The sequence below is a fragment of the Paenibacillus cineris genome (assembly GCF_018333335.1).
In the GTDB taxonomy this organism is placed as follows: domain Bacteria; phylum Bacillota; class Bacilli; order Paenibacillales; family Paenibacillaceae; genus Paenibacillus_AQ; species Paenibacillus_AQ favisporus.
Map to the genome: position 1 here is coordinate 904,336 of NZ_BORU01000001.1, position 23,812 is coordinate 928,147.

Here is a 23,812-nt window from a genome sequence, read left to right on the forward strand (position 1 = left end):
AGATTACATTACATATCTTCAAATTGGGGCTTTAGTTAGGGGAACAGAATATATAAGAAGGAGTTTGTCATTTGTCACGGGAGGTTACTTTCCGGATTAGGCCTTCAGAACATTTTCGATGGGGGCTTGTTCCTTGCGGTCATACGGCAAGAAAAAAAGACGGCCGCAGGGTCACTAATGTGACTCTGCGGCCGTCCCTTTACCGCCAACGGCGGCTGTTTAGCGGTACTGCGGCGTGTTGCTGCGCTTGTACAGCTTCAGCCGCACCCAGACCATATTCAGCAGCAGCAGGCTGCCGGAAATGATGAACAGTCCTTCGATGCCGATAAATCCCGACAGGAATCCGCCGACGAGCGCGCCCAGCATATTGCCGAGTGCGAGCGTGCTCGTGTTGAAGCCGAATGCCCGGCTTTCCATGCCTCCAGGCGTGTAAGAGCGGATGAGGGCATTGACGCTGGGCAGCAGGCCGCCCATGAAGATGCCCATCAGGAAGCGGACGACGATCAGCTGCCATACGCTCTGCACGAACGCCTGCGGGATCAGGCACAGTCCTGCGCCGATCAGGGCGTAGGTCAGAATGCGGTGGGCGCCGACCTTGTCGCTGAAGCGCCCAAGGATCGGGGAGGTGATCATATTGGACAATCCCGTCACGGCGCTGACCACGCCTGCCCAGAAGGCGATGTCAACCGAGGAGCGGTGCAGCTTCTCCACGTACAGCGGCAGGAGCGACATGGGGCTCATCATCGCAAATTGCAGCAGAAACGTTACCGCAAACAGCGCGGGAAGCTGCGGGATACGGGCCAGTTCCTTAAAGCCTTCAAGCACCGACACCTGCGGCGCATGGGCGGCCTTTTCCCGGTTGAAGTTTTCCTTGACCAGGAACAGCGCCAGCAGGGAAGCAGCGAAGATGAGCATGCCGATAATGTAAAAGATCGGACGGAAGCCGATCAGGTCGGCCAAGCCGCCGCCGATCAGCGGTCCGAGAATCGTTCCGGCCACCGAGCCCGACTGCATGATCCCCATTGCAAAGCCCATCCGTTCCTTCGGGGTCGTGCTCGATACGAGCGAGATGGATGCCGGGTTGAAGCCGGAGATCGTGCCGTTCAGCAGGCGCAGCAGCAGCAGCTCCCACGGATTCCGGGCAAAGCCCATCAGCACGATGACGATGGCCATCCCGAAGCCGGAGCGCAGCAGCATGATTTTCCGGCCGTACCGGTCCGACAGCTTGCCCCATAATGGCTGAAAAATAAATGAGGTCATGAAGTTGGCCGCAAAAATAAAGCCCGCCCAGAGGCCGATTTCATGCTCGCCCTGCACCCCCAGATCTTTAGCCAGATACAGGGACAGGAACGGCGTGATCATCGTCATCCCGGAGTTGACCAGAAATTGGCCGAACCAAAGCACAATGAGGTTGACCTTCCACGGTTTCAATGTGCTTTCACTTCCTTTCTAAGTTGACTGAAATGAATGATTGAAAAAAACACAGTTTTACCAGTATAGCACAATTTCTAAATGTCTTATGTTAAAGATGTCATACGATTGTCATCAGATGTCAAGGTGCGGCGGTTGTTACTTACTTTTAAAAAGGGCATAATAGAAAGCAGAGAATTTTATAGATATGGAGGCCTGTTCGTGACCTATAACGATACGTTGATCCGCGCCAGCTACAAGCAGGAAGTGAGCCATATTCCTGTTTGGTATATGAGACAGGCGGGTCGCTATGATCCGGAATACCGCAAGATCAAAGAGAAATATTCGCTCCTGGAAATTTGCCGTCAACCCGAGCTCGCTGCCGAAATAACGATGATGCCCGTGCGCAAGCTTGGCGTGGATGCGGCCATTCTGTATTCGGATATCATGAATCCGGTCGCATCCCTGGGAGTCGATTTTGATATCGTGAAAAATGTCGGGCCTGTGATCGACAATCCGATCCGGACCGCGGCCGACGTAGAGCGCCTGCGTCCGATCGACGTAGACAAGGATCTCAGCCACATCATAGAGACGATCCGCATCCTGGACAAAGAGCTGGACGTTCCGCTGATTACATTTGCCGGAGCTCCGTTTACGATTGCCAGCTATCTGATCGAAGGACGTCCTTCGAAAAGCTATATTCTCACCAAGACGATGATGTACAGCCAGCCCGAGGTTTGGCATCAGCTGATGAACAAACTGGGCGACATGGTCATAACCTATGTGCGTGCGCATATCAAGAACGGCGGCAAGGCGTTCCAGCTGTTTGACAGCTGGGTGGGGGCGCTGGCGCCGCAGGATTTCGAGAAATTCGTACTACCTACCATTACCCGTATCTTTGCCGAACTTTCAGATTTACATGTACCGAAAATCTATTTCCCTGGCGTCAGCTCAGGCGAGCTGCTGCCGACGCTGAAGGAGCTGCAGGCGAACGTGATCGGGCTCGACTGGAGAGTATCGATTGCCGAGGGACGGAAGCGGACCGGCGGGAAATTCGCCGTTCAGGGCAATCTGGATCCTTATGTGCTGACGGCGCCGATGGACGTCATCAAGCGGTACGCCAAAGAGATTATCGATCAAGGCGTTCAGGAGCCGGGGTATATTTTCAACCTTGGCCACGGCTTGTTCCCCGAAGCTTCATTGGATAAGCTGAAGGAATTGACGGAATATATTCATGAATATTCGGCAACCCTTCTCCGCTAGGAGACCGTTTCTTCATGGAAGAACCGATATATATATAGAAGAGGTGAGCGTTTCGTGAAAAATAAAGTAGGCGTACTGGTGATGTCCTATGGCACACCGGAGAGCATGGAAGGCATTGAGGCGTATTACACGCATATCCGCAGAGGGCATGCCCCTTCGCCGGAGCAGCTCAAAGAGCTGGCCGACCGTTATGAGGCGATCGTGGGCGGCGTATTCCCGCTTCGTGAGAACACCAACCGGCAGGTGGCGAGCCTGCAGGAGACCCTGAACCGGGACAGCCGCCACCCCGAGGTGGAATTCGTCTGCTATCAAGGCTTGAAGCATGCTTCCCCGTTCATCGAGGACGGCGTGGAGGCGATGGCCAAAGACGGTATCAGCAAAGCGGTCGGGATCGTACTGGCGCCGCACTACTCGACTATGAGCGTCGGAAGCTATATGAAGCGGGCCAAAGCGAAAGCTGACGAGGTCGGGGTTGAGATGACCTTTGTGCAGAGCTACCATATGCATCCGCAGCTGATCGAGGCTTTTACCCGTCGTGTGAACGAAAAGCTGGCTTTGTTCGAGGAAGCCGGTGCGGACCGCAGCAAAGTGCGCGTCCTTTTCAGTGCGCACAGCCTGCCTGAGAAAATTTTGGAGCTGGGTGATCCGTATCCGGAGCAGCTTTTGGAAACATCCCGCGCGGTGGCGGAAAAGGCCGATGTCACTTCCTGGCAGTTTGCCTGGCAGAGTGCGGGCCGTACCGCCGAGCCATGGCTCGGACCGGACATTCTGGATACGCTCCGCAACTTGAGCAAAGAGGAAGTCGAGGACGTGCTGGTCGCTCCGATCGGTTTCGTGTCCGACCATCTCGAAGTGCTGTACGATCTGGACATCGAAGCCCAGCAGGTAGCGAAGGAGCTGGATCTGCGCCTGATGCGCATCGATTCTCTGAACAGCGATCCGCTCTATATGCAGACGCTGTCCGACGCGGTGATCGGGCAGTGGGAAATGGCCCAGGCGGAGTAAAACTCTCGAATACGGCTGCATCTCTATATACGATGATGAACCCCCGTGTCACGGACCGGGGGTTCTATTTGTTCCCGGGAACCTGATATAATGGAGTGGGCTTTCAGGGGAGGGCCGGATCATTTTTAGAAAAATCGCTATGAGGGGTGAATCATGTACCCGCCAAGATCACAGAAACACCAGGCTGGAAAAAAAGCCAGGCGAAAAAGGCAGGGACGGAAGTGGGGATACGTGAATCTCTGTCTGCTTGCCGTCATTGCACTACTTATTGGATATTATTTGTTGACGCAAAAGGCGCATACGGGCGGCTCTGCGCAGGAGTCCCACAAGCCTGCACAGCAGACCGCAGAACAGCCGCCTGCTGACCCGAAAGGAACGGTGCCGGGAAGCGGAGAAGTGGCGGGAGATTCCGGCCAGGAGACATCTTCGGAACAAGCGGCTGAGGAAGCTGCGGACCCGCCTCCGCTGGTTCAAGCGGGAACTCCGCCGGATCAAGCAGGAACTACACCGGTTCAGGAGGCTGCCGGCGTGCAGCAGGACCAGCCTGCTGGAAGCGGGAAGGAGCAGGCCGCCCAAGAAGGAAAGCAGGAGACGGGAAAGGATCCCGATTCCGGCAAAGCCAAGCCGCAGCAGGATCAAATCCCGGAGCAAACAGCTTCCGGGGGGACGTCGGATGCGCCACCCGGCCAAACGATTCGCATTCATTTTGTGGGCGACATGATTTTTTCAGGCAAAGTGGAAACGCTGCTTGAAAGCAAGGGCTATTCATACCCCTTTACATATTTGGGGGATTTGTTCAAGAAGGACGACCTGACGCTGGGAAATCTGGAGACACCGGTCACCACCCGCGGCGTCGGGGCCAAAAACAAAACGTTTGTGTTTAAATCATCCCCTAAGGCGCTCGATGCGCTGCGAGCCGCAGGCATGGACGCCGTCACGCTCGCCAACAACCACATCCTCGACCAGGGGGAGGAAGGGCTGCTGGATACGATCACTCACCTGGGTGCCAGCGGCATTAAGTATGTCGGTGCAGGGAAGAACGCAGCCCGTGCCTACGCGCCGGAATACTTCTCTATCAAAGGCATGAAGGTGGCGCTGGTCGGTGCCAGCCGCGTGTACCCGGAATCAAGCTGGGCCGCGGGTACCAATAAACCCGGTGTGGCCAGTGCTTACGGGCAGGCTCCCGAGGTGCTGAAATCCATTGCCGAAGCCCGCAACAACGCCGATCTGGTCATCGTCATGGCGCACTGGGGCATCGAGCGGCAGAGCACGCCGGATGCCAACCAGAAGGCGCTGGCCCACGCCTTTATTGATGCGGGAGCCGATCTGATCATCGGAGCGCATCCGCATGTGCTGCAGGGGCTGGAGCAGTACAAGGGCAAATGGATTGCTTACAGCACAGGCAACTTCATTTTCACCAAATCAACCGTTCCGGCGACCTGGAAGACCGCGGTATTTGAGGCGTCATGCGGTCCGAAGGGCGGATGCGGCATGAAGCTGATCCCGTACAAGACGGAGCTGGGACAGCCGGTTCCGATGAACGCCGAAGAAGGGAAGAAGCTGCTGCAGGAAGTGCAGCAGCTGTCCATTGGGGGCGTTCGGGTATCCGGCGACGGAACCGTAACGTCCGGCTCGGCACGTTGACCATAACTCAGGAGAGCGAGGGAGAGGGAATGAACAACCTGTGTGTGGCCCATCGGGGATTTTCCGGCAAGGCGCCGGAAAACACGATGGCGGCTTTTCGGATGGCGATGGCGGAGCCTTACGTCCAGTGGATGGAAATCGACACGCAGCTGACCGCCGACGGCATTCCCGTCGTTATTCACGATTTCAGCCTGGACCGGACGACCAGCGGCAGCGGCAAGGTCAAGGCCCATACGTGGCAGCAGCTGCAGCGGCTGGACGCCGGGAGCTGGAAAGGGCGCGCTTTTCAAGGAGAGCGCATTCCCTCGCTGGACGAAGTGCTGCGCCTAAGCTGCGGCAGGGTCCGTTTGAACATCGAGCTGAAAACATCCGGCAATATGTACCCGGGACTGGAGCAGGCGGTGCTCGAACGCGTATCGCGCTATCACATGGAGCAGGACGTGGTGATCACTTCGTTTGATACCGGTGCGCTGCAGCGGGTCAAGGAGATCAACCCGGGGTTCAAGACGGGGCTGATCCTCGACGGAAGGCCGAAGGATCTGCCATCGCGCCTCAAGGCGCTGCAGTGCTCGTTCCTGTCGATCGGTCACCCTAATCTCGATACGGGCCTCGCGTCGCTGCTGATCTCCGAAGGCATTAAGGTCATGGCCTGGACGATCGATGACGCCAGAGGCATGAAAAGGATCGCAGCAATGTCGCCCGAAATATTGATCTGTACCAACCGGCCGGACGTTTGGCGGAATACCTTTCCCGACTGAACCCTGCCGAAAACGGCTATGTTCGAACTCGGCAACCATTGTCGCCTTGCTCGATGCAACACCCAATCCATCTTAGCAAAGGATGATCGAGATGATTCGTAACGTATACTGTGTTGGCCGAAATTACAAACTGCATGCCGCCGAGCTCGGCAACGAGGTTCCGACCGAGCCGATGATCTTTATGAAGCCGTCCCATGCGGTCGTTCCGCTTGACGACGCCGTTCTCGCCCTCCCGAAGGATCAGGGGGAGGTTCATTATGAAGGCGAAATCGTCATCCGCATCGCGCGTGATTATGAGCCTGGAGCCGTGGTGGATGATCTGGTGGACCAAATGGCGCTTGGCATCGATTTTACGCTGAGGGACGTGCAGTCGGTCATCAAGAAGAAGGGCCACCCGTGGACAGCGGCCAAAGGGTTTAAAAATTCCGCTCCCATTACAGGCTTCATTCCTTTTCCGGGAACCGGCAGCGTGACGGAGAAGGATTTTACCGTCTTGAAAAATAATGAGGAAGTGCAGCGCGGCAATGCGCGGGATATGATTTTCTCCCTCCAGGAAATCGTGGATTATATCGGCGCGCGTTACGGACTGGGCGAAGGCGACGTGATTTTTACCGGTACGCCGGCTGGCGTCGGCCCGGCATCCGAAGGCGATACGTTCGCTCTAGGCTGGGGCGAAGAGCAGCTGGGAAGCTGCCGCATCGGCTAAACCGCCATGATGTGGATCATCGGGGCGCTGTGCGCGCTCGTTGTTGCCGGGGCTGCGTACTGGAAGCGGTCGCTCACCATATCCGGAGCGATCTGCGCCTTTGTTATGGGAACGATTTATTTCGGAGCGGGGAATCTGCTGTGGTTCGGCACCCTGCTCGTCTTTTTTATCAGCTCCTCGGCGCTGTCGAAGGTGAAGGCAAGCCGGAAGGCTGAGCTGGAAAAATCCTACGCCAAAACGGGTAACCGGGACGCCGGACAAGTGCTGGCCAACGGGGGCGCCGGCATGCTGCTGTGCGTGCTGAATGCCTTCTGGCCGCACGAGGGCTGGGTGTTCGCCTTCATCGGCGTCATGGCGGCCGTAACGGCCGATACCTGGGCTACGGAGCTCGGCAGCCTCAGCCGCAAGCCGCCCCGTTCGGTCCTGAACGGGCGCGTGCTCCCTCCCGGCACGTCGGGAGGGGTGTCGCTGCTCGGCAGCACCGCCGCCGCGGGAGGAGGAGCGCTGATCGGCCTCTTCGCCTGGCTGTTTGAACGGCTGTCCGGGCCGGCCACCCATTCGCTGGCATTGGACTTGGTGCTGGGCATAGTCGGCGGATTGGCCGGAGCTTTCGCCGATTCCATCCTCGGCGCATCCGTGCAGATCATGTACCAGTGCCCGGTGTGCGGCAAAGAGGTCGAGGTCATGACGCACTGCGGAAGCCCGACCCGCCGTATGGGCGGATGGCGGTTCATGAACAACGACGCTGTCAATATCGTCTCCTCCTTCATCGGTGGGGGAGCAGCCCTCGCGGCCGCGCTGCTGCTTTTCCCATGATTTTCGGGATTTTAAGGGCTTAAAGCGTTTAAGGCAGCCCCCGCTCTCCGTTTACCCCGCGTTTGGGGTAAGCGCAGTTCATCCTGGACAACCCGCTCTCAACATCTGACAGAAGCACAGCATACATGCCGCCCAGCCTTTGGGCGGTTTTTGTGTTAATATATAAGGAAGCAGAAAATCGCTGGATGAGTAGGGGAATTAGCTATGAACATAATGACAGTTGAACATATCTCCAAAAGCTACGGAGAGAAGGTATTGTTTGAGGACGCGTCCTTCGGGATGGCGGATCAGGATAAAATCGGGATCATCGGTCTCAACGGCACCGGCAAATCCACCTTTTTGCGGGTCATCGCCGGACTTGAGCCTCCGGACGAAGGCCAGATTTCCATCGGCAACAGCGTCCGGGTCCGTTATCTGGCGCAAAATCCCGATTTTGACCCGGGCATGACAGTGCTTCAGCAGGTGTTCCAGGGCCAGGACCCGCAGATGAAGATCGTCCGTGACTATACGGAGACGATGGAACGGGTCGAGCTGAATCCTTCGGACGAATCGCTGCAGCAGAAGCTTCTTAAGCTGAATCAGGAAATGGACGCCCTTCAGGCGTGGCAGCTTGAGAGCGAAGCCAAGACCATCCTGTCCAAGCTGGGCATTTCAAGCTTCGATGCCCTGATGGGGACGCTGTCCGGGGGTCAGCGGAAGCGCGTCGCGCTGGCGTCCGCCTTGATCCAGCCGTGCGAGCTGCTCATTCTGGACGAGCCGACCAACCATATCGACAACGACTCGGTCGCCTGGCTGGAGCAGTACCTCCAGAAGCGCCGCGGCGCGCTGCTGATGATTACGCACGACCGGTACTTCCTGGACCGTGTTGCGAATGTCATGCTGGAGCTGGACCAGGGCAGGCTGTACCGCTATGAGGCCAATTACTCGGCCTTTCTGGAGCTCAAGGCCCAGCGGGAAGAGCGGGAGGCGGCTTCCGAACAGAAGCGCCAGAACCTGCTGCGGACGGAGCTGGCCTGGATCCGGCGCGGGGCCAAAGCGAGATCGACGAAGCAGAAAGCGCGCATCGAACGCTTTGAGGCGCTGAAGGATCAGAAGGGGCCACAGCGTGCCGGGAATGTGGACATGGCCGCGCTATCGACCCGGCTCGGCCGGAAAATCCTCGAGATCGAGCATTTGGCCAAAAAGGCCGGTGACCGGACGCTGATCCGCGATCTGAGCTATATTGCCGTGCCCGGCGACCGCGTCGGTATCGTCGGCCCGAACGGAAGCGGCAAATCGACGCTGCTGAACCTGATTGCCGGGCGGCTGGAGCCCGATGAGGGCGAAATCGTGGTTGGACCGACGGTCAAGCTGGGATACTTCACCCAGGAGCATCAGGAGATGGACGGCAATATGCGGGTGATCGAGTACATCAAGGAAGGAGCGGAAGTGATCCGGACCGATGACGGCAGCCAGATCACCGCTTCCCAAATGCTCGAACGCTTTTTGTTCCCGCCGGCTATGCAGTGGACACCGATCTCCAAGCTGTCCGGCGGAGAGAAGCGCCGCCTGTATTTGCTCCGGGTGCTGATGTCGGCCCCGAACGTCCTTCTGCTCGACGAGCCGACGAACGATCTCGACATTCAAACGCTGTCCGTGCTGGAAGATTATTTGGACGATTTTCCGGGCGTAGTCTTCGTAGTGTCCCATGACCGCTTCTTTCTTGACCGCACCGTAGAGAAGATTATGGCTTTCGAAGGCGAAGGGGCAATTCGCGTCCATGTGGGGGCTTACACGGAATATGCGGAATGGATGAGCAAGAATGCGCCGTCTGCCGCAGGCGGCTCCCCGGCGGACGGTCCGAAGAAGGCCGGCGCCTCCCAGGAGGCGGCCCAGCCTTCGGCTCAGGCGAAAGAAGCGCCGCGGGAAAAGCTGAAATTCAGCTATAAAGAGCAGCGCGAATATGAGCAGATCGACGGCCTGATCGAAGCCTGCGAGCAGAAGCTGGAGGGTATACAGAAGGATATGGAAGCCGCGTTCAGCGATTCGGCGAAACTGCAGGAGCTGCTGCAGGCACAGCAGGAAGCCGAGCAGGAGCTGGAGCATTTGATGGACCGCTGGACGTATCTGAACGAGCTGGCGGAGAAAATTGAACAGAGCAAGGCTTAGATTGAAGCGGCTCAAGGAGCTGAAGGTTAGTATATTAGGGCGTTCTCATAAAAGTTTATGGGAACGCCCTTTTTCTGTGCATTTTCAGCAAATGACATTTTTCCGGGCAAAGAACGGATTGACATCTTGGATTACATGTGTAATATTGGATGCATATGATGATTACAAATGTGATCACTGGAAAGGAGAGTAAACCGTGAAATCACTTCCCGTCATTTCCGAGGCCGAATGGGAGGTCATGAAAGTGCTGTGGGCCGGCTCCCCGCTGACGGCTGGTGAGGTCATTGACGTTCTGGCCGGCCGCATGGACTGGAGCCCGAAGACGGTCAGAACGCTGCTGAACCGTCTCGTCGCGAAGGAAGCCGCTTTATTCGATCCGGACAGCCGCCCATACCGATACTTTCCGCTTGTCTCGGAGGAAGAATGCCAGCGGGCGGAGACGAAAAGCTTTTTGCAGCGCATTTACAGCGGATCCTTCAAGCCGTTGCTCGTGAATTTTCTCAAAGAGGAGAAGCTGTCGCAGGAGGAGATCGCCGAGCTGCGCAAACTGCTGGATGAGACGAGCAGACCGGAAGGGAGGGGATAAACATGCCGGGAAACCTGAACCCCCTGCTGAACGATTTGTTTGACTGGATGATCCATACGACGCTGCTGGCCGGTATGATGGTGGTCCTCATTTTGCTGATGAAGCGGGTGTTCGGCAGATGGCTGAAACCCGAGTGGCATTACGCCTTGTGGCTGCTGTTAATTCTCCGATTGATCATCCCGGCCGGGCCTGAAAGTTCATTCAGCATGGGGAACCTTTTTTCCATGGCAGGGCAGGGGAACGCCTTGTTTGGGCAGCAGGCGCCGGAAGTCCCTTCCTCCGGCCAAGCACAGCCACCGGTGAAGGTAGGGGACGACGAGGCCGATTTATTCCCTGGCGAACTCTCGGGAGGCCATGAATCCTCCGGAACTTTAGTTCCGACACAAAAGGAAAGTCGGTTATCCGTCCGATCGATCCTGATAACGGTCTGGCTGACCGGGGCGGCGCTCCTGCTGATCCGGCTTGCCATCTCGAATATCCGTTACGCACGGCTGCTCGGCAGACATGCCCAAGCGGCAGACCCGGGAATGGTTCAAATGCTTGAAGAGGCTAAAGCCAGCATGGGCGTGAGGCGGAGCATCGGGCTGCAGATATCGCCCGCCGTTTCCTCGCCCACGCTGTTTGGGGTGCTGCGTGCGCGGATGATCATGCCGCTGGGCGTTGCGGAGCTTGACGAGGCACAGCAAAAGCATATTTTTTTGCACGAATTGGCGCATGCGAAAAGATGGGATATTTTACTGAATTGGGTTGCGCAGATCCTCCTCGCCTTTCATTGGTATAATCCGCTGCTGTGGTACGGGTTCTACCGGATGCGGGAGGATCAGGAGCTGTCCGCCGATGCGCTGGCATTGAGACGGATGGATCCGAACCAAATCGCCCAGTATGGGCATACGATTCTGACGCTTTTGGAACAATACCGGACGGATGCCTATGTTCCGGGAACCGCAAGACTATCTGCTTCACGCAGGCAGCTGAGAAGGAGGATACTCATGATTAAAACGTTTAAACCGGCTTCGATTCGCTGGACGGTGATCGGTTTGGTGCTTGTGCTTGCTTTGGGCGGATGTGCCCTGACCGACGGAAAATCCACGCAGGATCAGGCGTCTCCGCCGGCTGGAAGCATCAATTCGGATTCGGGCACGACCCCCTCGGATGACGGGAACGGATCGAATGGGAAGACCCACAACGGGGATGGCCAGAACGAGCCGGGCGGCCAGACGGATTCCGGATCTGACAATGACGGCAATGGCGCAGGCACAGGCTCCACTACAGGTGACAGCACCGGTTCTGCGGGTGGCGGCCCAGGCACATCCGGGACCGGCAGTGCAACAAGCGTACACCAGCAGCAGATCAAGGATATCGCCACTTTAGCCAAGAAGGGCAGAGTAAAGGGCGCTGATTTTGTATCCGGCAAAACAACGATTGAGGACGTCCATGCCGCCTGGGGTGAGCCGGACCGGCCATGGCAGCCGACTGATCGTTACGCCTATGATTCCTACTCGCCTGGAGCGGGACGGGGCAGCTACGCTTTTGGCATCGGGCAGGGCGAAGTGGTGTACGACATCCGTTATTTCGGATCGGGTACGGATAAGAGCACCGATCTAAGCAAAATCAGCTTCCAGGAAATCGAGAATACATTAGGCAAACCAAGCTCCGTCAAGACAAGCGGATCGGATGATGTGCTTACCTATAAAGAGGGCGATTATGAGCTGAAATTCGTCGGGCCGCATGCCACCAAGCGCCTGGATCACATTTCGGTCTATTCGCCAAAAGCGGCCCGCTCCACCATGGGCGGCGATGCGACTGCGCAATCCGGCGCAAGCGAAAACGCCGCTTCGGTACGGGCCGGGGCGCAGGCCCCTCGTGAGACGGCACCAATCTCCACGCAAGCGCGGGCCAGTGTTCAAGCTGATGCTGTCCCGGCTGAGAGAGCAGGAATCGCTTCGGCGCCCTCCGAGCAGGCAGCATCAGGCAATAGCCCGGTCGCGGAAGCCGGCCCCGTGCAGGCAGCCGTACCTGCCGGCGGAGAACGCTGATCCAGGCGTCAGCTTGGCGTGCGGATCGAGATTTCGCATAGTGAACGAAATTAATGTATAAACGCTGCTGATATCGTGATTCAGCACTATACAGAACAAACCGGCTGTCCGAGTGGACAGCCGGTTTGGCTTTGATGGGCGTGAGCCCGGCATATGGCTGATGAAAATGGCTGGGGCGTTACCCGCGGATATAAGCCGCAAGCAGCTTGACCGTATTCAGCACCGCCTGCTTATGGGTGCGCTCCATCGCGTGGGAAGCGTGAACGCCAGGCCCGATCAGCGCGGCGCGAATGTTATTCCCGCCGGACAGGGCGGCGGAAGCGTCCGAGCCGTAGTGCGGATACACGTCCACGGCGTAAGGAATGCCTTCGGCTTTGGCCAGCTCGATGAGCCGGCTTGTCATCTCATAGTCGTACGGACCCGAAGAATCCTTCGCGCAGATCGAGACGTCGGTCTCCTTGCAGCTGAGGTCGTCGCCGATGCAGCCCATGTCTACGGCGATCATCTCATCGATGTCCGAAGGAATATAGGCGGTGCCATGTCCAACTTCTTCATAGTTAGAGATCAGCAGCTTGAGATTGGTGGACGGTTTCCAATTTTCCCGTTTCATCGACTCCAGCAGGCCGAACAGCGCCGCGACGCTGGCTTTGTCATCGATATGACGGGACTTGATATAACCGCTGTCCGTAATCGTCGCTCTCGCATCGAAGGAGACGAAGTCGCCGACCCCGATGCCCAGCTTCAGCACGTCTTCCTTGGATTCCACCAGCTCGTCGATGCGGACCTCCATATGGTCCTCCTGGCGTTTGAAATCGCGTGCGTCGCTGTAGACATGCACCGACGGATGGGTGCTGAGGATCGTGCCGGTATAGGTTTTGCCGCTGCGCGTATGGATGACGCAGTATTCGTTCTCGATGCTGTGCATCATGAAACCGCCGACGGACGTCAGCCGCAGCGTGCCTGAAGGCTTGACCGCTCTGACCATCGCCCCGAGGGTATCCACGTGGGCACTCAGTGCGACCGTGCGGGAAGTATTCTCACCCTGCACCTCCAGAATTGCCCCGCCTTTATGATTCCGGGTCAGCGGAATGCCCAGGCTAGCAGCTTCCTCCTCGATGAATTTCATAATGTGTCCCGTAAATCCTGTGGGGCTCGGTGTGTCGAGCAGCTTTTTCAAAAAGGTTAAAACGTATTGTTCATTGGGTTGTATCGACATATTCACGGTTCTCCTCCGTTAGAATTGCATTCCTCATTTACGACGGCTTCAAGCCGCCGGCATCTTCCTCAGAGCCCGCCTTGTTCGCGGCAGGATCCGGGAAAGTATACCCCGTTTCGGCCTGGACCTGAGCCAGTTGGGCCGACAGATGTTTGACTGTTTTCTGAAGTTTGTACTGCCTGAAAATTCCGTAGGATCCGACGATAATCCCGCCGATCAGCGTACATCCGAGAATGAGCAGAATCAGCGGAATGTTCACCTCGGCAAACATAAAGTTGACCTTCACGGGATCGACGTTGATCACGGCAAAAATCGCGGTGAGCAGCGCAAACAGAAGCCCGAATATGAGTGACCACTGCATTTTCACTTTTGAAAACACCCTCTCCGGCAGACAGTAGAAAAATCCCCCGCCCCCGCGGGCAAGGGATTTTCATAAGCCTGGCCGTTCAACTTATTTTGTCAGCTGTTCCATTTGCTCGATGACGCTCTCGAAGACGCTCATCGCTTCGCGGACCGGCTGCGGCGAAGACATGTCGACTCCGGCCTTCTTCAGAATGTTGATCGAGAAGTCGCTGCCTCCGCTCTTCAGGAAGCCAAGGTAACGGTCGACGGCCGGCTGGCCTTCTTCCAGAATCTGCTTCGAGAAGCTGGTCGCCGCCGAGAAGCCGGTGGCGTATTTGTACACATAGAAGCTGGTGTAGAAATGGGGAATGCGCGCCCATTCCATCTCGATATCCTTGTCGACGACCATGTCCTTGCCGTGGTATTTCACGTTCAGGTCGTAGTAGATCTCCGACAGCGCCTGAGGCGTCAACGCTTCGCCCTGCTCCGCACGTTCGTGGACAAGTTTCTCGAACTCGGCGAACATCGTTTGACGGAATACCGTTGTCCGGAACTGGTCTGCATAATAAGTCAGCAGGTACATTTTTTCCTTCGGATCGGTCGATTTCTTGAGCAGGTAATCCATCAGCAGCGCTTCGTTAGTGGTGGAGGCCACTTCCGCCAGGAAAATCGTATACTGCGCGTCACGGTATTTCAGCGCGTTGTCCGAATAATAGGAATGCAGTGCATGACCCATCTCGTGCGCCAAGGTGAACATGCTGTTCAGGTTCTCCTTGTGATTAAGCAGCACATAAGGGTGCGTGCCGTAGGCGCCCCAGCTGTAAGCGCCAGTGCGCTTGTTCTCATTTTCATATACGTCGATCCATCCGTTGTCAAAGCCTTCCTGCAGGGAAGCCAGATAGTCTTTGCCGAGCGGCTTCAAGCCTTCGGATACGGTTTTCTTCGCCTCTTCATACGTAATGTCCATTTTGTACTCGTCGACGAGCGGAGCAAACAGATCGTACATATGCAGCTCATCCACGCCCAGCAGCTTCTTGCGCAGGTTCATGTAACGGTGCAGCAGAGGCAGGCTTTCATGGATGGTGTCGATCAGGTTCGTATACACGTCCTTCGGAATATTGTCGCCGTAGAGGGACATTTCCAGCACGGAAGGGTACTTGCGCACATTGGCGTAGAACATGTTCTTGTTGACGTTGGCGCTCAGCGTGGACGCGATCGTGTTCTTTTGCTTGGCGTACGTTTCGTACACCGCTTTGAACGCCCGCTCGCGGACTTCGCGGTTCGGGTTCTCCAGGAACTGAATGTAGCTGCCGTGAGTCAGCTCAACTTCCTTGCCGTTCTCGTCCTTGATCTTCGGAAATTTCAGATCGGCGTTGTTCAGCATGCCGTAGATCGTCTGCGGTGCCTGGGACAGGTTTCCGACCTGGGCAAGCAGCGCTTCTTCCGCTTTGGACAGAACATGCGCTTTCTCGCGCTTCATTTCGGTCAGCGTAAATTTGTATTCGGCAAGCTGTGGATCGGCAATAAATTCGTCCAGCTTGCTGTCCGGCAGCGACAAAATTTCCGGCGTGATGAAGGAGAGGGCTTCGCCCACCTGTACGCTCATTTTTTTGGCTTTGGCCGAAAGGGCCTGGTATGTAGGGTTGGCTGTATCTTCGTCGTGATGCAGGTGAGCGTACACGTATAGACGTTCCGTCTTCAGCGAGATTTCATCCTCCAGGGCGAAGCAGTCCTTCACCGCTGCCGCATTATCCAGTTTGCCTTGGAAATCGGCGGCCTTTTTCACTTCCTGCTGAAGCTCGGCATACGTTTCGTCCCAAGCCTGCTGGCTGGCGAACAGGTCCTCAATCTTCCATTTGTGCTCGGCGGGTACTTCTGAACGTTTCGGTAATTGTTCCATCGGAATCCTCCTTGACTGTTGGGTTAATATGAATCGGGCTCCGTGTGAAGAAGCCGCAGGAGGAACAAATAGGACCGAGAGCATGCTGATGGCGACGGCAAGCTTCAGGGTCTTCGAGTATTTCACGAAAGGGGGCCTCCTCTGACGGTCTGTCTTGAAGAAATATACCCCTTAGTATGACCTTACCCGAAAAAGATTATTTATCCTCCATTAGGGCTGGAACCCATGGTAAGCAAATTGTATACAATAAGGAAAAAGGCAACCAGGATCATGATGAGGGCGAAGATGGCCATACCGCGCTTCAGCTTTGGCGGGATCGTATCCTTCCTCATGATCAAGACTGCGCCTAAACAGAAGGCCAAAATAACAAAGACCAGGACGCTGCCGTATTCCATCCTGAATTATACCTCTTTAAACGCATTCATGATTTGACGCCATTCATCCTCGTTGCCCTGGTAATCTTCCTTCGGAAAGCGGTTGTTCACCCACTGCATCATGGCCGGACGGCTCATAAAGGTGTGGGTCTCTTCGCCCCATTGATCGGAAATTTCCCGCAGGACGATGTAGCGGCCTTGGACCTCGACAGTCATCATGTTCCATTTGTCTTTTTTGTATATTTCATGTTTTTTGATCATGTCGCATTCTCCGTTTGGTCTTTTGGTAAAATGATACCGCAGAGGCTTGTGTAAAAGCAAATAAGAAAAACGTCATCCATGCATAATTCATTAAAGACAGGCCGCAATTAGCGGTAGTTTTTCTTGCGATAACGGAATGGTGCAGCCTGGATGAGATTTACAAATGCCATTCCTTAAAAAGAAGCTTCGGACGAAAAAGAGCGATTGCATTGTCAAAGTTCATGAAGTATAATGTACTTATTCGCCACAGATGGCGGTATTTTTAGGAGGTTGTTCATTTGAAAGGTACAGTTAAATGGTTTAACGCAGAAAAAGGCTATGGCTTTATCCAAGTTGAAGGCGGCGAGGACGTATTCGTACATTTCTCCGCAATCCAAGGAGACGGCTTCAAAACTTTGGACGAAGGTCAAGAAGTTGAATTCGAAATTACTGAAGGCAACCGTGGCCCTCAAGCTGCTAACGTAATCAAATTATAAGATTGACTCCGGTAACGGATTTCTTATAAGTTTTGGTTAACAATTGCTTATTACGCACAGTTCTCATGCGGGGACTGTGCCTTTTTGTTATCATATATTTTTGTGTATAAAGGGAAAGCCCGTTTTCTTCCGTTCTCCGCGGTTAGAAAATGGGCTTTTTTTTGAAGGGTTACATCTTGCGGCTGTCCATTGAAGCACCCGGAATCTTGGCATTTCCGAGCAGGTGCCGCGCCAAAAAACCGGCGCAGGCGACCAAAGCCAGCCCTGCGGCGATGAAATAGAAGGTTGTGCGCCCGGTCTGCTCATACAGCACGCCGCCGAACGTTCCGCTGACGAGCCCGGCTGCGCTCGACCATACGATCGTAAACAGCGCAAGTCCCGTCGCCCGGAATTCATCCGGAATGATCCGGGTGATGTAGCGGACCGCCGTCACATAGTAGATGCCAAAGGTTACGCTGTGTAAAGTCTGAACCGCGATGACCGTTCCGGGGTGATCGGCGATCGACATCAAGAAGAAGCGCAGAGCGAACATCAGCGCGGCCAGGGCGAGGAGCGGCAGCTCCTTGAAACGCTCACCGAAGCGGCTGAGCAGGAAGAAGACCGGAATTTCGCTGAGGGCTGCCGCGAGCAGGGACCAGCCGATCAGCCCCTCGCTCGCGCCCATGCTTTTGAGCGTCAGGGTCAGGAACGCTTCATTCATCCGGTAGGGGAGGGCGAGACAGAATACACCTGCGAAAAACCACAGCACTTCTTTTTGCCGAAGCACGTTCCACAAGCCTTTCCATTCCATCTTCTGACCGTTCGTTTTGACGCCGTCTCTGAGCCTTGTAGCGAGCAGGAGGCAGGCTCCAGCAATGATTATGGCCAGAAGCAGTGTTCGGGAAATACCGACGTTGCCAAGGACATAGCCAATGGATAGGGCGAAGAAGGCATAGCCGATCGAACCGAATACCCGGATGACGATAAAGTTTTTCCCGTGCCTCTGGGCGGTTTGGATCGACATCGTATCCGACAGCGGAAATACCGGATAGTAGAAAAAGTAGAAGACCGTAATCAACGCGAATACCGCATAAAAGGAAGAAGTGGCCGACAGGAGTAGCCCCATACCGAGCTGTCCGGCGAACAGCAGGATCATCATTTTCTTGGTCGTCCGGTAGCGGTCGCTGGCCATGCTCCAAAACATATTGGAGAAGATGGAGATGAAGGGCCCGACGGCGTACAGATAGCCGACCTGCGAGCTGCTGAATCCCAAGTGGCTGAAGTAAAGCTGGAAGTAGGAGGCGACCAGGACGCTGGTCCCATAGATGGTAAAAGTGAATGCCCTTTGCCAATTGACGTCTGGCGTCGATTGTTCTAGTTTCATGATCAAATACCCCGATGTTTTTGTGATTTTTGTGCAAAAAGTCACCCTGCAGCACGATGCCGCCCGCTATACTATAAGTGAGCATATGCTGCTGCGGTGGAATCTTTCAGCTTACCTTTTCGAGGAGATCTGGGCACACTCCTTTAATTGGACACATATTGTTGTAAAAAAAGGGAGGATTCATGTACGGTTTATTTGTGCAAATTCCAGGACCATATTATAATAAAAGACATTAGGATCGATACAAGTAGACAACAATGTGGAGGCACCGTCTTGAATGAAAATAGGCAAACTCGATATCAAGTTCCCCGGAATCCTGTCAGTTTAATGAGCCGGGTGTACAAGCATATATTGCCGGAAGTGCGAAAAGAACTGGACGGATGGCGGAGGAAGGCAGGGAACATCCCTGATCCCGAGCTGAGAAAGCAAGCCTTGGCGAGTATAGAGACGAAGCAATTTCACTGTGAGGGCGGAGGCGTCTACGCCGCCGTTCCGCTGCCGGAGCGGCTTATACTTACCAAGCTCATCGTGGCCTATCAGACGATCAGCGACTATCTGGATAACCTGTGTGACCGCAGCACATCCATGGAAGCCGAAGATTTCCGCCTGCTTCACCAATCGATGCTGGATGCGATCGACCCGGCGGCTGAACCTGTCAATTACTATGCACTTCGTCAGGAGCAGAATGACGGAGGTTATTTGCATGGGTTGGTGACAACCTGCCAAAGCTGCATACGCCAGCTGCCCGGCTACGCTGCCGCGATGCCCTTTATCCGGGATTTAGCGGGCCTGTATACCGACCTGCAGGTTTACAAGCACATCAAACCGGAGTTAAGAGAACCGGCGCTGCTTGAATGGTGGGAGCTTCATCGTGAACGGACTCCCCAGCTTCAATGGAACGAGTTCGCCGCGGCAACCGGTTCGACCTTGGGCGTGTTCATGCTCTTTCTGGCCGCAAGCAACCGCCATTTGAGCAGCACTGCCGCCGCCTCCATTCATGCGTCATATTTTCCACATGTTTGCTGTCTGCATATTATGCTGGATTACCTGATTGATCAGGAAGAGGATCGGCTTGGCGGAGACCTCAATTTTTGCAATTACTATGAGAGCCCCGAAGTCATGCTGGACCGGATTGCCTTTATTGTGGAATCGGCCCGGAAGGATGTTGCAGCCATCCCGGTGCCCCCGTTCCATCGGATGATCATTGAGGGGCTGCTGGCAATCTATTTATCCGATCCCAAAGTCAGCGAGCAGCAGGAAGTTCGCTCCGTATCCAAACGTTTGATGAAGGGAAGCCCGCTTACCCGCTTATTCTTCTTCTTCAACAGCCGGTGGATCCGCAAGCATTTGTACGAGTGATAAGAGGAGGAAATAACATGGCAGTCAAAAAAATCGCAATATTAACCAGTGGCGGAGATTCGCAAGGGATGAACGCAGCCGTACGCGCCGTCGTACGCAGCGGCTTGTATCACGGACTTGAGGTTTACGGCATTCAGCGCGGGTATCACGGCCTGCTGAACGACGACATCTTTTCGATGGATCTGCGCAGCGTGGGCGATATTATCCAGCGCGGCGGCACCATTCTCCAATCGGCACGCTGTAAGGAATTTATGACGCCGGAAGGCCAGCAGAAGGGTGCGGAAATCCTCCGCAAGCACGGAATCGACGGCCTTGTCGTCATCGGCGGCGATGGCTCATACCAGGGTGCCAATAAGCTCAGCAAGCTCGGCATCAATACGATGGCGCTGCCCGGAACGATCGATAACGATATCGCGTTTACGGACTACACCATTGGATTCGATACCGCCGTCAGCATCGTCGTTGATGCGGTAAACAAGCTGCGCGACACCATGTCCTCGCACGAGCGGTCCTCGATTGTTGAAGTCATGGGAAGACACTGCGGAGATATCGCTTTGCATGCGGGCCTCGCTTCGGGTGCAGAGACGATCCTCGTGCCGGAAATGCCGCATGACATGGATGAAATTACGGAGCGGATGAAGCAGAACTTTGCTCATGGCAAACGGCACAGTATCGTGCTCGTGGCTGAAGGTGTGGGAAGCGGGGAAGAGGTTGCCAAAGCCCTGACCGACCGCTGCCCTACTCTGGAACCGCGGGTAACGGTTCTTGGACATATCCAGCGGGGCGGAACGCCGACTCCGGCGGACCGGAATCTGGCGAGCCGTCTGGGCGATTTTGCGGTGCGTATGCTGATCGCGGGTGAATCCGACAAGGCGTGCGGGATCATTAAAGGCGAGCTCGTGCTGACGGACATCGATAAAGTCGTCAACACGAAGAAGGAATTTAACCGAGAGCTGTATGAGCTCGCTTCACGGCTTTCGCAATAAACATAACGGTAACACAGACAAGGCGCTGCGGGTTTTAACCCTGCAGCGCCTTTTTGTTGTGAGCCGAAAGTGGAGGAGCGGTATGCCGGTTTCGCTTGCGCAGCCAAGTTACAGTAACCGCTCGGGGGAACCCGGGCGGCTACGCTCGGCTTGGGGCAGCGAACCGCCGCTGGATCTTAACGAGCCGTCCGAGCAGAAGGGCCGCGCCGACCGCGAGTCCCGTAATCAGGCCGACCCAATAGCCATAGGCCTGAAGCGGGGTGAACTCGGCCAGAAGGTAGCCCACGGGCAGGCCGATGACCCAATACGAAATAAACGTAATGATGAATGCCGGATTGACGTCTTTATATCCGCGCAGTACGCCCTGAACGGGGGTGGCTACCGCATCGGAGATTTGGAAGAAAATCGCATAGATCAGAAAATGCTGAATCAGTTCAATCACATGGCTTTCCTCTGAATAAAATCCGGCGACATAACGTCCGGCTACGAGCAGGACGACGGCGGTAATCAGCGAAAGGCCCACCGCGGTGGAAATGCCGAGCCTGCTGTATTGTCTGGCGTCCCGCAGCCGGCCCGCCCCGTTTTCGTAGCCGACCAGAATGGTGAGCGCCATGCTGATGCTGAGCGGAATCATATAGAGCGTGGACGCAAAATTCATCGCCGCCTGATGGGCTGCGATCGTCACCGTGTCGAAACGGCTCATCAGCAGGGTGACGCCGGAGAATACCCCGGTTTCAAAAAAGATGGAGAAGCCGATCGGCACCCCGATCTTCAGCAGCTCCTTCCACACGGAAAGCGATACACCGTACAACTTCCGGAAAATGCCGTAATCCGTGAACGGATGAAGCCGGTGGATGAACAGGATCGCGATCAGGAATACGCACCAATAAGTGATGGCGGATGAGATTCCCGCCCCTGCGCCTCCCAAGCGGGGAAAGCCCCAGTTGCCGAAGATCAGCAGGTAATTGCAGCCGACGTTAATCGGCAGCGAGATCAGCGTGATCAGCATCGAAATCCGGGTCTGGCCCAGGGCATCGATATAGCTTCGCAGCACGGTATAACCGAACATCGGAACGATGCCGATGGACAGGTAGCTCAAAAAGCGGAAAGCGATGTCCCGGACATTCCCTTCCAGGTTCATCCCGTCCAAAATAACAGGAAGCAGCAGCGAGCCGATTCCAAGGATCACAAGGGCCAGCAATATGGCGAGATACAGGCCCTGCACGACGTGATACGCTACTTTATTGCGGCTGCCGCCGCCGACCAGATGCGACACGATCGGGGTCATGCCCATCAGGATACCGCTCAGACCGGTCTGGAGCGGGATCCACAGACTTGTGCCGATCGCTACACCGGCAAGATCGGTCGAGCTGGCCCGGCCGGACATGTTGGTATCGAAAAACGTGATCGCAGAAAGCGCGATTTGCGTGACCAGAATCGGCAGCAGGATGACGAGAAACTGCATCGTTTTTTGCTTGAGCGACATGGTTGTTTTCATAATAAAATGAGCCTCACAGATATCTTGAATTCTGACATAAAGGTGACAAGACTATTATTGTAAACCATGGCACACCGGTTTGAACAGGGCTCTGTTCAAATAAATAAAACCCGGCGAAAGCCGCCGGGATAAAGAAGTGCGTTTATAATCATGCCGTTTGATCTAGACGGTACCTCTTATTTGTAGGCCACGCCTTGGGAATACCGGTTCGAAGCGTTCCACAGCAAGTATTCGTCCACGCCGGCGTCTTTCAAGGCGCGAATCTGATCCTGTACCTGTTGCTTGCCGTACTTCTCATAATGGCCGCTGCCGAGCCAGCTTGCGGTAAAATCCTGAATCCACGGGCGGATGATCGGCTTGCGGTCTTTGAGCGGATCCAGCTTTTTGTGCGTATCGGCCATAGAGCCCTTGATCGTCTTGTAAGGCTCCTTGTCCGGATCCTGGGCGCCGAACCAGCCTGTCGTGTAATGGCTCGGATACACCATCGGACTGATGACGTCCACGTTTTCGGAGATTTTGCCGAAATCCTGACCGATCCCTTCGGCTGCCGGAACGGACGCCGCATAACCGAAGATGTCCACCGACACGCGAATGCCGAGAGGGGCCAGCTGCTTGCGGGCATACTGGACGAACTCTGCGACCGTATCCACGCGGGATTTATCGTTCTTAACGTATTTCAGCGTATCGGCCCGCTTCTCGAATCCTTCCGGGAACCGTACATAATCGAACTGAATTTCTTTAAAGCCAAGCTTGGCCGCTTCCTTGGCAATCGCGATGTTGTAATCCCATACTTCCTTGCTGTACGGGTTGACGAAGCTGTCGCCTTTGCCGTTCTCCCAGAGGGTTCCGTCCGGATTTTTAAACGATAGATCCGGCCGCTTCTTGGCAAGGACCGTATCTTTGAATACGACCACCCGGGCAATAGGGTACACCTTATGCTTGTTCAGGCGCTGCATCAGCTGGTTGATGTCGGGAATGAACGGCTCCGGTTTGCCCATCTGCTTCAACGTGGCATTGTCCGTCTTATAGGTTATGTATCCTGCATCGTCTTTGATGTCGACCACCATGGCGTTCAAATCGGTTTTGTCGATGAGATCCAGCAGCTGATTCATGCGTGAACCGCCGGCGCTGTATGCGGTAACGTAAATCCCTTTGACTTTGGGGGCGGTGACCTGCGGATCTACCTTGACGGGCGGGTGGTCTGCGCTGACCGGAACGTCTTGTTGGGATGCGATCATTGCGGAATGAACGGTTGCCTGAAACAATTGGCTTAACGGATGATGGCTGTCCTGCTGCGGATGACCGGCACTGCTGCCGAGCAACAGCAGCAGCGCCCAAATAATATTCATAATACTCTCTCCCCTTGAATGGCTTTACATGTCAATTATATCGGAACGACCTCCTGTTTGGTGCAACAGCTTTGTAATCATTTGGCGAAGGCTGCGCGGCTGGAATCTGGGGCGCCTTTCCTTTTCTTAAACGGATCAGCTAGGAATCAAACGGTCTCCCTCTTCCGTAGGGTTGCCACCGTGATGCTTAAATACTTGCAGGAAAAGCGACTTCCAACATTTTGACAAAATTGCAGTTCCCTTGCCCGGTGGCCGCTTCAGGACAAATAAAAATGCCACCCGCGCTGCCGCCGAAAGCGGCCATTCGCGAATGGCA

At 55.4% G+C, this 23,812-nt stretch carries 21 protein-coding genes; 12 read left to right on the forward strand and 9 right to left on the reverse strand.

Translation table 11 applies throughout. From position 1 onward, the window contains the following. Positions 1–219 precede the first annotated feature (219 nt). Positions 220–1,431, reverse strand: coding sequence for an MFS transporter (locus KI379_RS04610; RefSeq protein WP_105441588.1), 1,212 nt, complete (start codon positions 1,429–1,431; stop codon positions 220–222). A 201-nt stretch (positions 1,432–1,632) separates the two neighbouring features. Here KI379_RS04610 and hemE point away from each other — a divergent pair, with 201 nt between their 5' ends. The 9 genes from hemE (at position 1,633) to KI379_RS04655 (ending at position 12,372) form a co-directional block, all read left to right on the forward strand. Continuing rightward, positions 1,633–2,673, forward strand: a complete 1,041-nt coding sequence (gene hemE, locus KI379_RS04615) for a uroporphyrinogen decarboxylase (protein WP_212982907.1) — start codon at positions 1,633–1,635, stop codon at positions 2,671–2,673. A 54-nt stretch (positions 2,674–2,727) separates the two neighbouring features. After that, entirely contained in the window at positions 2,728–3,678 is a 951-nt protein-coding gene (gene hemH, locus KI379_RS04620; RefSeq protein WP_076170258.1) for a ferrochelatase, read from the forward strand. Between the two features lie 153 nt (positions 3,679–3,831). Next, entirely contained in the window at positions 3,832–5,322 is a 1,491-nt protein-coding gene (locus KI379_RS04625) for a CapA family protein (RefSeq protein ID WP_212982908.1), read from the forward strand. Positions 5,323–5,351: 29 nt separating this feature from the next. Then, complete coding sequence (locus tag KI379_RS04630; protein WP_212982909.1) at positions 5,352–6,080, forward strand: glycerophosphodiester phosphodiesterase; 729 nt, start codon at positions 5,352–5,354, stop codon at positions 6,078–6,080. 82 nt (positions 6,081–6,162) lie between these two features. Further along, entirely contained in the window at positions 6,163–6,786 is a 624-nt protein-coding gene (locus KI379_RS04635) for a fumarylacetoacetate hydrolase family protein (RefSeq protein WP_076170255.1), read from the forward strand. 6 nt (positions 6,787–6,792) lie between these two features. Further along, positions 6,793–7,602: a DUF92 domain-containing protein gene (locus tag KI379_RS04640; RefSeq protein WP_089546046.1), complete on the forward strand. Its 810-nt coding sequence runs from the start codon at positions 6,793–6,795 to the stop codon at positions 7,600–7,602. 204 nt (positions 7,603–7,806) lie between these two features. Next, positions 7,807–9,750 (forward strand): ABC-F family ATP-binding cassette domain-containing protein, encoded by a 1,944-nt coding sequence (locus KI379_RS04645; protein WP_212982910.1) that lies wholly within the window; start codon positions 7,807–7,809, stop codon positions 9,748–9,750. A gap of 196 nt (positions 9,751–9,946) precedes the next feature. Continuing rightward, positions 9,947–10,336 carry a BlaI/MecI/CopY family transcriptional regulator gene (locus KI379_RS04650; RefSeq protein ID WP_212982911.1) on the forward strand — a complete coding sequence of 130 codons (390 nt, stop codon included), beginning with the start codon at positions 9,947–9,949 and terminating at the stop codon, positions 10,334–10,336. Positions 10,337–10,338: 2 nt separating this feature from the next. After that, positions 10,339–12,372 (forward strand): M56 family metallopeptidase, encoded by a 2,034-nt coding sequence (locus KI379_RS04655; RefSeq protein WP_212982912.1) that lies wholly within the window; start codon positions 10,339–10,341, stop codon positions 12,370–12,372. 178 nt (positions 12,373–12,550) lie between these two features. Here KI379_RS04655 and KI379_RS04660 read toward each other — a convergent pair whose 3' ends face one another. The 5 genes from KI379_RS04660 to KI379_RS04680 form a co-directional block, all read right to left on the reverse strand. Continuing rightward, complete coding sequence (locus KI379_RS04660; RefSeq protein WP_212982913.1) at positions 12,551–13,588, reverse strand: M42 family metallopeptidase; 1,038 nt, start codon at positions 13,586–13,588, stop codon at positions 12,551–12,553. Positions 13,589–13,625: 37 nt separating this feature from the next. Beyond that, entirely contained in the window at positions 13,626–13,955 is a 330-nt protein-coding gene (locus KI379_RS04665; protein ID WP_076170249.1) for a LapA family protein, read from the reverse strand. 84 nt (positions 13,956–14,039) lie between these two features. Further along, positions 14,040–15,830: an oligoendopeptidase F gene (gene pepF / locus KI379_RS04670; protein ID WP_076170248.1), complete on the reverse strand. Its 1,791-nt coding sequence runs from the start codon at positions 15,828–15,830 to the stop codon at positions 14,040–14,042. A 200-nt stretch (positions 15,831–16,030) separates the two neighbouring features. Beyond that, complete coding sequence (locus KI379_RS04675; RefSeq protein WP_076170247.1) at positions 16,031–16,225, reverse strand: hypothetical protein; 195 nt, start codon at positions 16,223–16,225, stop codon at positions 16,031–16,033. 6 nt (positions 16,226–16,231) lie between these two features. Then, positions 16,232–16,465, reverse strand: a complete 234-nt coding sequence (locus KI379_RS04680; protein WP_076170246.1) for a hypothetical protein — start codon at positions 16,463–16,465, stop codon at positions 16,232–16,234. Positions 16,466–16,743: 278 nt separating this feature from the next. On the opposite strand from KI379_RS04680, the gene KI379_RS04685 reads away from it, so the two are divergent. Continuing rightward, positions 16,744–16,941: a cold shock domain-containing protein gene (locus tag KI379_RS04685; protein ID WP_068694440.1), complete on the forward strand. Its 198-nt coding sequence runs from the start codon at positions 16,744–16,746 to the stop codon at positions 16,939–16,941. A 169-nt stretch (positions 16,942–17,110) separates the two neighbouring features. On the opposite strand, the gene KI379_RS04690 is transcribed toward KI379_RS04685, so the two are convergent. Further along, positions 17,111–18,304, reverse strand: a complete 1,194-nt coding sequence (locus KI379_RS04690; protein ID WP_212982914.1) for an MFS transporter — start codon at positions 18,302–18,304, stop codon at positions 17,111–17,113. A gap of 327 nt (positions 18,305–18,631) precedes the next feature. Between KI379_RS04690 and KI379_RS04695 the strand changes: the two genes are divergently transcribed. Together KI379_RS04695 and pfkA are read left to right on the forward strand one after the other, a co-directional pair. After that, a complete protein-coding gene (locus tag KI379_RS04695; protein WP_373309581.1) occupies positions 18,632–19,663 on the forward strand; it encodes a tetraprenyl-beta-curcumene synthase family protein in 1,032 nt (343 codons plus the stop codon). A gap of 17 nt (positions 19,664–19,680) precedes the next feature. After that, on the forward strand, positions 19,681–20,649 hold the full coding sequence (pfkA, locus tag KI379_RS04700; protein ID WP_076170243.1) for a 6-phosphofructokinase: 969 nt from the start codon (positions 19,681–19,683) through the stop codon (positions 20,647–20,649). Between the two features lie 139 nt (positions 20,650–20,788). Here the strand turns inward: pfkA and KI379_RS04705 are convergent, their stop codons facing one another. After that, entirely contained in the window at positions 20,789–22,147 is a 1,359-nt protein-coding gene (locus KI379_RS04705; RefSeq protein ID WP_076170242.1) for an MATE family efflux transporter, read from the reverse strand. A 176-nt stretch (positions 22,148–22,323) separates the two neighbouring features. After that, entirely contained in the window at positions 22,324–23,496 is a 1,173-nt protein-coding gene (locus KI379_RS04710) for a putative glycoside hydrolase (protein ID WP_212982916.1), read from the reverse strand. Positions 23,497–23,812 lie beyond the last annotated feature (316 nt).